General features: G+C 43.1%; 10 protein-coding genes. All 10 read left to right on the forward strand.

Annotation, left to right across the window (positions count from 1 at the left end; all coding sequences use genetic code 11):
• Positions 1-68 precede the first annotated feature (68 nt).
• The 10 genes from DCMF_RS00875 (at position 69) to DCMF_RS00920 (ending at position 13,487) form a co-directional block, all read left to right on the forward strand.
• Entirely contained in the window at positions 69-2,789 is a 2,721-nt protein-coding gene (locus tag DCMF_RS00875) for a chemotaxis protein CheB (protein WP_214658999.1), read from the forward strand.
• Positions 2,790-2,958: 169 nt separating this feature from the next.
• On the forward strand, positions 2,959-3,942 hold the full coding sequence (locus tag DCMF_RS00880; protein WP_148132679.1) for a DUF3231 family protein: 984 nt from the start codon (positions 2,959-2,961) through the stop codon (positions 3,940-3,942).
• A 176-nt stretch (positions 3,943-4,118) separates the two neighbouring features.
• A complete protein-coding gene (locus DCMF_RS00885; RefSeq protein ID WP_236860291.1) occupies positions 4,119-5,813 on the forward strand; it encodes a hybrid sensor histidine kinase/response regulator in 1,695 nt (564 codons plus the stop codon).
• A 204-nt stretch (positions 5,814-6,017) separates the two neighbouring features.
• A complete protein-coding gene (locus tag DCMF_RS00890) occupies positions 6,018-7,727 on the forward strand; it encodes an HD-GYP domain-containing protein (protein ID WP_214659000.1) in 1,710 nt (569 codons plus the stop codon).
• 210 nt (positions 7,728-7,937) lie between these two features.
• Entirely contained in the window at positions 7,938-8,855 is a 918-nt protein-coding gene (locus tag DCMF_RS00895) for a helix-turn-helix transcriptional regulator (RefSeq protein WP_148132682.1), read from the forward strand.
• Between the two features lie 79 nt (positions 8,856-8,934).
• Positions 8,935-9,222, forward strand: a complete 288-nt coding sequence (locus DCMF_RS00900) for a Dabb family protein (RefSeq protein WP_148132683.1) — start codon at positions 8,935-8,937, stop codon at positions 9,220-9,222.
• 255 nt (positions 9,223-9,477) lie between these two features.
• Positions 9,478-9,846, forward strand: a complete 369-nt coding sequence (locus DCMF_RS00905; RefSeq protein ID WP_418219616.1) for a MarR family winged helix-turn-helix transcriptional regulator — start codon at positions 9,478-9,480, stop codon at positions 9,844-9,846.
• A gap of 47 nt (positions 9,847-9,893) precedes the next feature.
• A complete protein-coding gene (locus tag DCMF_RS00910; protein ID WP_148132685.1) occupies positions 9,894-10,928 on the forward strand; it encodes an epoxyqueuosine reductase in 1,035 nt (344 codons plus the stop codon).
• 477 nt (positions 10,929-11,405) lie between these two features.
• Complete coding sequence (locus DCMF_RS00915) at positions 11,406-11,822, forward strand: MarR family winged helix-turn-helix transcriptional regulator (RefSeq protein WP_148132686.1); 417 nt, start codon at positions 11,406-11,408, stop codon at positions 11,820-11,822.
• Between the two features lie 39 nt (positions 11,823-11,861).
• On the forward strand, positions 11,862-13,487 hold the full coding sequence (locus DCMF_RS00920; RefSeq protein WP_148132687.1) for an MDR family MFS transporter: 1,626 nt from the start codon (positions 11,862-11,864) through the stop codon (positions 13,485-13,487).
• Positions 13,488-13,565: the final 78 nt, after the last annotated feature.

The following is a 13,565-nucleotide window of genomic DNA, read 5'->3' on the forward strand; positions in this document are numbered from 1 at the left end:
ATTCTCTGTTTGCGAATAAATTGCTATAATAGGATATGTATCAATCAGCGAAAGAATGGGGAGTTGAGATGGAAGAGAATAAGCGTTTTGATCAAGAACCCGCACAAACAGACTTTCCAATTATAGGTATTGGTGCGTCTGCAGGAGGATTGGAGGCACTAACCGCTTTTCTGGGCAACGTGCCTCAAAATAGCGGTTTGGCCTTTGTTGTCGTTCAGCACCTGGATCCGACACATAACGGTATTTTGGTGGAGTTACTGCAGCGTGCTGCGACTATGAAAGTCGTTCAGGTTAAAGAGAACACCCCCATTCAGCCGGACTGCGTCTATGTAATCCCGCCGGGCAAGGAGATGTCTATTACGCACAGGGTGCTGAACCTTAGCGATTATCCCGGGCCCCACGCCCTGAATCTGCCTATAGATTTCTTTTTCCGTTCCCTGGCGGATGACCGGCAGGAGAAAAGTGTCGGCGTTATTCTCTCCGGCACGGGTACTGACGGGACGTCGGGACTCAAAGCAATCAAGGAAAAAGGCGGAACTGTCTTTATCCAGGAACCATCCTCCGCTAAATTTGACGGTATGCCGCGCAGTGCAATTGAAGCGGGCTTGGCAGACGTTGTCTCACCGGCGGAGACTTTACCGTCAAAGATTATTTCCTTTCTTGAGCATAAGCCATTTGTTGAAAGCGCCGACCGGGACCAGGCAGACCAAGACCTGAATTCCTTTAACCATATTATGAGTATGTTGCGGTCGCAGACCGGTCATGATTTTTCGTTTTATAAAACGAACACGGTAAACCGTCGGATTGAGCGGCGTATGGGTATCCATCAGCTGGATAAGATTGCTGACTATGTCCGTTTTTTGCAGGAGAATCCACAGGACCTGAAATTGTTATTTAAAGAACTATTAATTGGGGTGACCAGCTTTTTTCGCGAACAGGCGGAGTGGGAGCTGTTGAAGGACAAAGTGATCCCGGCGCTCCTGGCTGAGCGGGCACCCAGTCAACCGCTTCGAGCCTGGGTATCCGGCTGTGCTACCGGTGAAGAGGCTTACTCTTTGGCGATTGTTTTCAAAGAGGTGCTGGACCGGTTGAAGCTAACCAAAGACTTTTCCATGCAGATTTTTGCTACGGATCTGGACCGTGATGCGATTGATAAAGCCCGGGAGGGGGTTTTTCCGTTGGGCATCGCGGAAGAGATGTCGCTGGAGCGCCTGAACCGGTATTTCGTTAAAGTGGGTCATGGCTATCAGGTAGCCAAGACCATTCGGGATATGATCATCTTTGCCCAGCAAAATATGATCAAGGATCCGCCCTTTACCAAGATGGATATCTTGATCTGCCGCAACCTGCTGATTTACCTGACCCCGGAAATGCAAAAAAAACTCATACCACTTTTTCACTACAGTCTTAATTCCGGAGGATTTTTGTTTTTAGGAAGTGCCGAGACGATTGGGAACTTTAGCAATCTTTTTGAACCACTAGACCGCAAATCACGGCTTTTCCGGCGACTTCACTCCCTACTGCCGCTGGAGCCTGTCGAGTTTCCCGCTCCCTATGCCCCCGCTCAGTCTGCGGTGGCCCCGCCGGCGAGAACGATTCAGAACATTCAGTTGTTGGCAGATAAAATGATTTTGCAAAACTATGCGCCGCCTACGGTGTTAGTTAACACGAAAGGGGATATCCTCTACATCACAGGGAGAACGGGCAAGTACCTGGAACCGGCAGCCGGTAAGGTCAACTGGAATATTTTTGCCATGGCCCGTGAAGGTCTGAACTACGAACTAAACAACTTATTCCAGAAAGCGCTCCGGCAAAAAGAACCGGTTACGCTCAAAAATGCTGTTGTGGTCAACGAAGGCGGGCAGCAGACCGTCGACATCACCGTCAATCCGCTTAAAGAACCGGAGGCAATGCACGGCATGGTCCTGATTGTTTTTACCGACGCGGTCACTCCGAATATGATCAAAACATCAGACACAACCGCGACAGACAAGACAGGTCCAACCGGATCAATCCTTGCTGGAAGCGAGCGAGAGCGGGAACTGGAGCGGGAACTGATGCAAGCCCGCCAGGAATGGCAGGCTGCCAGTACAGCAATGCAGATCGCCCATGAAGAACTCAAATCCGCCAATGAAGAGCTGCAGTCCAGCAATGAAGAACTACAGTCGACGAATGAGGAACTGACCACAACCAAGGAAGAGATACAGTCCCTAAATGAAGAGCTCAAGACAGTCAATTACGAGCTGCAGGCCAAAGTCGAAGAGCTGTCGCTGGCCAATAACGATATGAAAAATCTCCTGGACAGTACGGAGATTGCGACTTTATTTTTGGATAACGCGTTGCGCGTGAAGCGCTTCACCAGCCAAATGTCTGTGGTTTCTAAGCTGATTTCCAGTGACACGGGACGGCCCATCACCGATATCGCCTCTGATCTCTTTTATCCTGAGCTGACGAAGGATGTCAGGGAAGTGCTGCGGACGCTGAATACTGTGGAAAAACAAGTCTTGGCTGAGAATGGGTATTGGTTTAACGCCCGAATTCTCCCTTACCGGACTTTAACGGACAAAATAGACGGGGTGGTCATCACCTTTGTCAACATCACGGAATCCAAAGTATTGGAGGCAGAGCTGCGCAAAACCAAAGCGGCTTTGGAACAACGCATTTTGGATCAGGATGAAGAGCTGGTGCAGGTAAAAGACAGATTGCTGGATGAAGTACAAAAAGGTCAAAGGGAGGCTGCTGCCGGTAAAGATCCGGGGCGCAGCGAGAAATCCGGGGGAACTCCGTGAAAAAGGAATACGATGCTTTCTAGAAAAAAGACCGGATGCGGTCTTTTTTTTATCTTGGCGTCTCCGGATGAATATTTTCCAGTCTTTGCTGTTCTTTTACTGCACGAATACGTAGACGTTATTTTACTTATACTAAGATAAGTTTTTTTTACAATTGAGGGGTGAAGTTATGGATCCAAGCACAATCTCAAAAAAAAAGAAGGGAGACCAGGAACAAATCGACATCCAGGAAGCATTTAATATCTATAACCTTCTTAAAGCAAGATATGTCAGCACGCAAACCGTTCAAATATTTAAAAATTTTATTCATGACCAGGACTGGACCAACATCCTCGACAAATTTATGAAACATTTTATTAAGCAAATTGGCATTCTGGAGGAATTAGGAAACAAATTCCGTATTATCATGCCCGCCAAACCTCCGTTGGACGTTCGGTTTGCCACGAACATTAATGATATTACGGATGATTATATCTATAAAAAGATCTACCATGACCACGTAGCACAACTGATGTCCTTAATCCATGCCGTTCGTACAACCAGTACCAATGATCGTTTGCGAAATATTATCGTCAAAGATTTGACCAGCCATTTTGCGGATTTTGATGACCTGTATAAATTTGGCAAAGTAAAAAGTTGGGAAGAGCCGTATCCAGTTTACAAGACCACTTTGCCCCATCAAAAAGAACAGCTTTCCACTTCCGAAGCGTTTCATATTTGGGACCATATCAACTTACGATATGAACAAATTGAACTGATCGATCTATTCGTCAATTTTGCCCATGATTCGGAGTTTAAGGCCATCCTGCAGCATGGCATCTATATTTTTACCAAACAGGTTAAAGAACTGGAACAGTTGGCGCTTAAGATGAATGTGATGCTGCCGAACAGGCCGACGTCAATCGCTACGTCCCCGATCGATCCGGAAACAATGAAGGATAAATTCATGTACCGCAATATTCTAAGCTGGGAACTAAATGCTTTGGATACGCATGTCAGAGCCATCATTGAGACGATCAGAAACGACACCCTGCGTAAACTATGGAACGAACTCCTGAATACGGAGTTGGATTATTACGATAAATATTTAAAGTACGGAAAAATGAAAGGGTGGACAAGAGTAGTGCCGATTTATGGGGAGCCGGTGACCTAAAAGAGAAGACAAAGCCTCTGTGCAGAGTTTTTCTATTGACATAAAGTTTCATCATTTCGATCTTTGAGGGAGGAGTATTTTGGTAAATAACGAATATTATGAGATATCTCATACAGGACGAGGAATTTTATGAAAATTCATAGTCGTCAATTGTCGAGGAGGTGGCGGCCTTGGACATGGATCTCTCTGATCAGGTACAAAAAGCATTCAGCCGTTTGGAGAATTTATCCCAATATGATTTACCGTCTCAAGAGCTCACGTCTAAACTTTTATCAGAGCTCAATTCTGCACTTCACGAATTACAAGCAACGACTGCTGAATTACTTGAGCAAAATGGGGAAATGGCAGCCAGCCGCCAGACGTTGGAAGAAGAACGATGTCGTTATCAGGAATTGTTTGAGTTTGCCCCGGACGGCTATCTGGTTACGGATATGGAAGGTATCATTCTTGAAGCCAATAGTGCCGCTGCCAACCTTTTTAAGGTAAGCAGATCCTGGCTTATTGGCAAGCCGTTAGTCGTATTTGTCTGCAGAGAAGAACACTTTTCTTTCCGTGCCCGGTTAGCAAAGATAAAAAACGGTAATGTTGTGCAAAACCAGAACTGGGAGCTTGACATGTTATCCGCAAAGAGAACAGCCTTCCCGGTTTCTTTAACGGTGAGCATGGTAATCCCTTCCATGAGAGGAACAGCGGAGCTGCGTTGGCTGCTGCGTGATATCACGGAGCGCAGGAAAATGGAAGAAGAGCTGCAAAAAGCGGATAAACTGGAATCTATCGGTGTTCTAGCCGGTGGGATTGCTCACGATCTGAACAATTTTCTCATGGTTATCCTCGGTAATCTCACATTAATGAAAAGTTACACCAGAGAGGGCAGCAAGGCTGCCCTGTTTCTTCAAAATATGGAAGAAGCCGTTAGCCAAACGAAGAATTTGACCATGCAATTGCTAACCTTTGCTAAAGGTGGTAAGCCGTTAACCAAAGCTGTCTCCATTTCCCAATTAATTGAGGAAAACAGCGCTTTTGCCTTGAGCGGGTCCAAAACGCGCTGCGCAATATCTTTTCAGGAAGACCTGCCGCCGGTTGAGATAGACCCGGGACAAATCACCCAAGTCATTACCAACCTACTGATCAATGCTGACCAAGCGATGCCGGAAGGCGGCACAATCGAGATTCACGCCAAGAAACTGGTTATCGGCGAAAACAGCACCTTGCCGCTTCAACCCGGTAATTATGTGGCCCTAACCATAAAAGATGAGGGACCTGGCATATCCAGCCAGATCCTGCCCAAAATATTTGATCCTTATTTTAGTACAAAAGAATATGGCAGCGGCCTTGGACTTACAATCTGCTATTCAATCGTTAAAAAACACGGGGGGCATATTTCCGTACAATCGATAGAGAAAAAAGGAACAAGCTTTACGGTATATCTGCCTGTCTCCAGTGTTCAAACTGAAGATGATGCAGACGAAGATGTTCTCATCTTGGGGGAAGGAAAAGTTTTATTGATGGAAGATGAAGAGGATGTACAACAAACAGTACACGAGATGCTGACTTTTCTTGGGTATCATGTAGAGTTGGCCGGAGACGGTGCTGAAGCGGTCAGGCTCTATCAAGAGGCGCTTGTCTCGGACTCCCCTTTTGATGTTGTGATTGCCGACCTGACGGTTCGTGGCGGTATGGGCGGTAAAATGGCTGTAAGTGAGCTCATTAAAGTTGATCCGGACGTTAAAGCAATTGTTTCCAGCGGTTACTCCTCAGACGCGCTGTCCGACTGTAAAAAATACGGTTTTTATGACATAATTGCCAAGCCTTACAGGCTTCAAGAACTGGGCCAGGTCTTGTCCAGGGTCATGCAGGGAAGCAAAAAATAAACGATGAAACGAGACGCTTTATCTTTGCGTATAATTTATTGAATTTTATTTGTAGCCTTGATGTCTCTATTTTTGGAATTACTCGTGTCACTAGGCCATTCTTTGCATAACTTTGAGGTAGAGGTATTTTCTGTTGTGAGCTGTCTGTAAAATTATTTGGTAAAATTAAACCAAAAAAGCTAGCCTGCTTTGATGGGAGTGACTATGCAAACTTCCGGCATACTATTAATTGCCTCGCTCGGGGCTATCTCTGTCTTATTAATGCTGTATGTCTATATCTTTACATTTGAACACAAGCTTTTTTTTGGCCTGTGGTTTATTGGCTGGGCCATCATTGCGTTTAATTATAGTCTGGATGCCTTTTTCCCTAACTTGTTGAGACAAAATCACCTGATTTTATATCTTAGTCTGAGTTCATATTTCTGTGCAAACCTTTTAATTTCTTGGGGTACTTTCATATTCCTGAAAATCAGAGCCGGAATATTCCTGTTTTTCAGCATAGGAATAATCTGGTTCTTATTTTTTATCTTTTTCTCAAACCAGAATTGGTCGGATCTGCACATGATCAAATACACCTATTTAGCGGTATTTGCTCTATCCTCCTGGGTAGGCGCAGCTATGATCAGATCTGCTAAAAGGTACGGAAACCTCGCTCTTTTTTTAGGTTTATTAAATATAGCTTGGGTTGGCAATACTGTTATTTTTTCTTATATTCTAAAAATACCCCAAATGGCTCCCTATATTTTTTCACAAATAATCCTGCTCTTTAACGCAATTGGACTTATTCAGCTTTTTTTTAAAGAGCAAAAGGATGAGAATGAGCGAGGACTGGCTCACATAACTTACCTCACTTTCCACGATGAATTAACCGGATTGTATAATAAAACTTATTTTGATAAGAAAATACAAGAGCTGGCAAAAAATAATGACTACCTGCCCATCTCCTTGCTCGTTGGCGATATGAACGGGCTGAAGTTCGTTAATGATGTTTTTGGTCATCAGGAGGGAGATAATTGGCTTAAAAGGATGGCCCTCATTATTCAACAATCTTGTCGCCAAAATGATATTATAGCAAGATGGGGCGGCGATGAGTTTGCTATTATTCTTCCAAACACGAATAAGGAAACAGCTCTCGATATTGGACATCAGATTACCGCAGCCTGTAAAAGCTATCAGGAGACAGATATTCTTTTAAGTATATCCTTGGGTGCAGCAACTAAAACCGATCGTGAAGCGGATTTGTCTAAGGTCTTAAAAGAAGCTGAAGAATTAATGTATGAAAATAAACTTATCGAAGGTAAGAAAGCCAGGTGGACCATCGCTGAAACCTTAGGAAAACTGTTGCAGAAAAAAGATTATGAAGCCAAAGAACACATTGAAAGATTGGAATCTCTCGCTAAAGAGTTCGCACGAATTCTTAATTTTTCCAAGGAAAACCTTAATAACCTTGTGCAGGCTATAGATTTACATGACATCGGTAAAATCGGTATGCCTGAAGAGATTATTCTGAAGAAGTCCCCTCTCAATGAATCAGAATGGTTAATGATGAAAAAACATGTCGAAATTGGCTATCGCATTGCGCACGCGTCCGGAGAATTTGCCCATCTCGCCGATATTATTTTATATCACCATGAATGGTGGAACGGCCAAGGCTATCCTCAGGGACTTAAAGAAGAAGAGATTCCTCTTTTGGCACGTATCATATCCATTTTGGACGCCTTTGATGTCATGACCCACCAGCAGCCTTATAAACCCGCCAAGACGATAAACGAAGCTCTAGATGAACTTTGCCTCAAAGCAGGAACCCAGTTTGACCCTACTTTAGTTCAGATCTTTATTAAGATGATCACCCGGAATGTTGTGTATCAGCCGAAGCCGCCTGCGTGGGGATACCCTGGGGGAGATCAATGTTAAAGGCGCGACTCCAGAGGCCGTATTTGAGATGTTACAGCACATTAAGAAATAAAATTATTGTTGCTTTGCGTGATGATTAAAATTGAAGCCAAGAACAGGGCAGGAGCCTTTATGGTAGAATAAATTTTTTACGATCAGGGATATTAAAAACATATAACCTGACATGTTATTGTCATGTTATGCGTTTTATAATACTTCTGAGGTGATGATATGCAGATAAACAGGTTGTTTGAAATTGTATATATTTTGCTTGATAAGAAAAACATAACAGCTAGAGAACTGGCTAAACGCTTTGAGGTATCCGTAAGAACGATATACCGGGATATCGATACACTTTCTTCAGCAGGAATACCTATTTATGCAAGTCAGGGAAAGGGCGGCGGCATAGCCTTATTAGACGATTATATACTCAATAAATCCGTTCTTTCGGAGAATGAACAAAACGAAATATTGTTTGCCTTGCAGGGCTTAACCGTAACACGTAATCCGGAGACAGACAAAGTACTTGCAAAATTAAGCAGCCTGTTTAACAAAAAAAATAAAATCAATTGGATTGAGGTGGACCTCTCTCCCTGGGGCAGCAACAAAAACCAAAGAGGTCAATTTGCTGTCCTCAAAGATGCCATTCTTAACCGTCAGGTAATTGAATTTGAATACTTTAATACCTCCGGCGAAAAAAGCAGCCGGAAGGTTGAGCCTGTGAGGCTTAGCTTCAAGGTGAATGCATGGTATCTGCACGGGTTCTGCCTATCCAAAAAGGCCTACAGGACCTTTAAAGTTTCACGGATGTCTGGTATCCGGGTAACGCAAGAGTTCTTTGTAGAGAGATTACCGGAAGAATTGCCTGAAGCTGCCCAGGAGCAGAAATCTCAAAAATGGATTGAGGTGCGTTTAAAGATATCTCCCCATGGAGCCTATAGAGTATTTGATGAGTTTGATGAAAAAGAAGTTACCAAAAATCAAGATGATTCATTCACTGTTGCCACCTCTTTGCCGGAAAGCAAGTGGCTGACCAGCTATATCCTTTCTTTTGGAGCCGATGTTGAAGTATTAGCACCTCAGTATATCCGTGAGATGATTCAAAATAAATTGGAAGAGATGATTGGCAAATACAAAAATAAAAGATGATAACTTGACCCGATGTCGTCAGGTTATGGCCGGTATAATTAAAATATGGTTAATAGCCAAAAAGGGAGGTTAAGAAAAAATGATCACAAATAATTTGCTCATCAAATTAAAGGAACGAAACAATGAAAATGTTGCAAAAGCAAAAGATGTTCTGCTGAGTATGAAAGGAAAAATTGAGGTTCTCAGGGATTTGCAGGTTGAAGTAAATATCCGTCATGGAGAATCCTCTTATGACATCCTGTTAATCACAAAATTTTCTTGCCTAGAGGATTTGGAGTCTTATCTGGTTCATCCCATTCATGTTGAAGTGTCAAAATACATTGCAGGTGTATTGGAATCAGGTGCCGCTGTGTGTTATGAATCATGAGGGATGTTGACAATGTAGGTCTCAGTATACAATAAAATCCAAAACCTGCCCAATCAATCTTTTGGCAGGTTTTCATTTTTTAAAGTTAAGAAAGATGACTGACACAGCCTGAATGATATGCTGTTGACAAAATTATAGTTTTAAAGTATGATGCATATAGTGTATATACACTATATTGAGGAGACTTCCTATATGAAAAACAAGGAGAAGAAGCCGTCAATCTGTAATTGTCTGAATTTACGGAGGGCTTCTGCAGTGATCACAAAAATATATGATGAAAAGCTGGCCCCAAGCGGATTGACCGTCAGCCAATTTTCGATTTTGAAGCATCTAAAGCTTTTAGGTGCCGCCAGTGTCAGCGATCTGGCCGTAAAAATCAGGCTGGACAGGACGACTTTAGTCCGTAATTTAAAACCTCTTGAAGCCGTATCCTTTATTATTGATGTTTCTCAAAAAGGCACTCGAAACCGTGAACTTCAATTAACCGAAAAAGGAATTGAGAAATGCATTGAGGCGGAATGTCTGTGGAAAGATGCACAGAATTTCATTGAGCAGAAATTGGGGAAAGAAAATATTGAAAAATTGACATCTCTCCTCTCTATGATTGAGAGCTTGGGAGCTTAATTAGCCCTATTCGTGTATATACACCATAAATAAAGGAGATTAAAATCATGAGTATGGAGAAACTAATTCAGAATAAGGCCTATGAATTCGGTTATGAAAAATGCGGAATTGTCCGTATTCAAGATTTGGACGGTTATGATGAACGTCTATTGGAACGTATTGATAAAGTCCCCGCCTCAAAGATGTTCTATCAGAACCAAAGCCGGTTGACGCATCTGCCGGAGCAGTACCCCTGGGCAAAATCCGTGATCGTCACTGTTTCTCATTATGGACATTACCAAATACCTGGGCAGTTAAAAGGTCGTATTGCCAAACACTATATATTTGACGGACGTGTCAATGGGGAATCCAAGGAATTCAAGAAAAGTGTGGCGATGGAACAATTTCTGCAGGATCTGGGACTCAAAACAGCCTCGAACCGGAATTTTGGTATCGTCGGATTACGCTGGGCAGCCATGAAGGCCGGCCTTGGAATCATACGCAGAAACAATTTCTTTTATACGGAATCCGGCTCCTGGGTGGAACTAGAAGCGTGGATTACCGACAGGGATATGGAGCTGGTGGAATCAACCAATTTACCGGCTTGTCCTGAAGGCTGCACCAATTGTATCAAAGCTTGTCCCACCGGCTCTCTTTCATCGCCTTATACGATGAATCCAGTCAGTTGTGTCTCCTTTCTTACCACTTTTGGCGGCCGTGATTTGGCAAAGGATCCTCTCGGCAAAAGTTTTGGGTCCTGGATCTACGGATGCGATGCCTGCCAGGACGCATGTCCCATGAACAGTGGTAAATGGACGGAAAAGGATGAATTCCCCGGTGTTTCGGAAACATCGCTTTGCCTCACACCGGAAAACATGATGGAAATGGAAGAAGAATTTTATCAGCATAATATACAGCCTAAATTCTTTTACCTTTCTCCGGCTGAATTATGGAAATGGAAAGTAAACGTACTGAATTTTATGCGGAATAATTATCAGGAAAACTATAAGCAATATATCATGGAGGCATGCAATCATGAAAATGAAAAGATTCGCGATCTGGCCCGGATGATCCGCCAAGAGCTGTCTCTAACTGATTATTAATTAACACATGACTTATGCGAGGAAATTATGACTAAAACTGATGCCTGGTACGAGCGATTATGAGGACCGCCCAAACGGGAAACAGAGCCGGATGGGTGTAATACTGGTCATTTTGGAGGGGTTGTACTTTCGTTGTTTTGACAAACGTAAATCCAGTTGTTAAAGCAAGATGTTTTTCTGATGAATATTTACTTACATTTAAAGCGTGTGGCCTGTCGGCGTGTATCCAGCCGACTGACCGCACGCTTATTTTTTGGGAGGAATCCCATGAAATTGAGAAAACTGAACTAAATTATGGACGAAAAGCTTTACATTGATCTGTATCACTAATTACCCGAATCAGTGGAATCAAACCGTCCCCTGTGATTCCGTCTTGACTTCTAAACTATAAAAGGTTAAAATATAAAATGTTTGAGATTAAATAGTTTAGAACTAAACTATTTTTTATAAGATATTTAGATTTGAAGGAGTAGGGATATGACGAATCATGAAGAGTTACTAAAACTGTTTTACTGTATCTTAAAAAAAATGAAAAAAGAGTGGAGCACTCAACTTCAGGGAATAAACTATTCCCAATATCTGATTTTAAGAATCCTTAACCGTTCAGGCCCTCAAAAAGCGGCCCAGCTTGCCGAAGTGACGCAAATGACTCCCGGCGCCATTACCAGCGCCACGGATAAACTGGTGGCGGAAGGCTATGCTGAACGCAAAGGGGACAAAGAAGACCGACGGGTTGTTTTCCTGGAAATTACAGATAAAGGGAAAGAATTTGTAGAGTCCATGGCCGAGGAGTATAACAAAGTTACCATGAAGTTTTTTCAGGGATTACCTGATGAAGATATTCAACACCTCATTCGGATTTACAATAAAATATGGGATAACCTTGAGCAATAAGTTTTCTAAGTACACATTAAATGAAGGAGACTACCTTAGATGGAGCATTTATCATATCAGCGTAAAGTCACCATTATGGCGGCAATTATCACATCCATGTTCTTTTCTTCGATTAACCAAACAATCGTTGGTGTGGCTTTACCTCGCATTATCGCCAAATTAGGCGGGATGGAATATTACACCTGGATTATTACCATATATTTTTTAACTTCAACAATCTCAACTATCTTAGTAGGTAAACTCTCGGATATTTATGGGCGAAAGTACTTTATTTTAGCAGGAATTGTCATCTTTATGGCAGGCGCATTCCTTGCCGGAACTTCAAAAGATATCATTCAGTTGATTATTTACAGAGGGGTTCAGGGGACAGGAGCGGGAGTTATCATGGCAACGGCCTTTACTGCTATCGGCGACTTGTTCTCGCCCCGTGAAAGAGGACGGTGGTCCGGGCTGATGAGTGCGATCTTTGGAATGTCAAGTGTCTTTGGACCCGGTCTCGGGGGATATATTGTTGATCATCTTGAATGGCACTGGGTATTCTGGCTTTTTCTCCCCCTTGGACTCGTTGCCTTTTTGATGATTTTATTTCTTTTTCCCCAAGTGGAGCGGCAAGAATCCCAGTCCATTGATTATCTCGGATCCTTATTACTAACCCTGACCATCGTGCCGATGCTGCTTGCCTTCTCATGGGCAGGCACAAAATACCCCTGGAGTTCATCCGTAATAATCGGACTTTTTGCGTTTACCATAGTAGCTTTAGGGCTCTTTATCTTTACGGAGACGAAGGTAAGAACTCCGGTTCTTCCCTTAGATCTATTTAAAAGCAGTGCGGTCACGATTTCTAATATCATCGGCTTCATCATGAATGCCGGTATGATGGGAGCCCTCATGTATATACCGTTTTATGTGCAGGGCGTAATGGGGATTTCTCCAACCTATGCCGGTTATGTGACGATGCCGATGTCTATCAGTATGCTTGCCCTGAGTGCTTATGCGGGACGACGGATGACAAAGACAGGCAAGTACAAAAATCTGGCCCTTACGGGAATGGCAATCATGGTATTTGGCATGTTTTTGATGGTCATCATGAAGAATATCCCGGTGGCCGTACTCAGCATGATTATTTTTGGTTGCGGCCTTGGCCTCGGCATGCCTGTGTTCATGCTGGCCGTGCAAAATGCCGTTGACTCCAAAGACCTGGGTGTAGCTACAGCTTCGGTTCAATTATTCCGCAATCTTGGCGGCACGATCGGTATCGCTGTGATGGGTACTGTTCTTTCTACAAGTATCGCGAATAAAATGAATGGTCTCATTTCCCGCAGCGGTGGGGTTAGCCTTTCAGGATTGGACCCAGAGATGTCTAAAAAGTTGACTCAGTTGCTAGATCCGCAACTGCTTCTTGACCACTCCAAACTTAGTGTGATCCAAAATGGTCTTCCTGCACCGGCTCAACCGGTTTTTGCTCATCTCTTAGAAGCATTGAAACAAGCTTTAGCTGGTTCTTTATCAAATGTATTTCTCACGGGAACAATTGTTCTTGCGGTAGCGCTGATGCTGACATTCTTACTTAAAGAGCTGCCGCTTCGTACCACAGTTCATAAGATAACTAATTCAAGTACAGAAAAACAGCGAGACTATCATCAAGTCTCCCTCAACATGAAGTAATCGTTTCATCCTAAATAAACCCAAAGATGTTGATTTATTCCATATAATATAATCCGTTAAGAAAAAAATATAGAATGG

Origin of the sequence: Candidatus Formimonas warabiya (assembly GCF_002777255.1) — a bacterium.
GTDB lineage: Bacteria > Bacillota > Dehalobacteriia > Dehalobacteriales > Dehalobacteriaceae > Formimonas > Formimonas warabiya.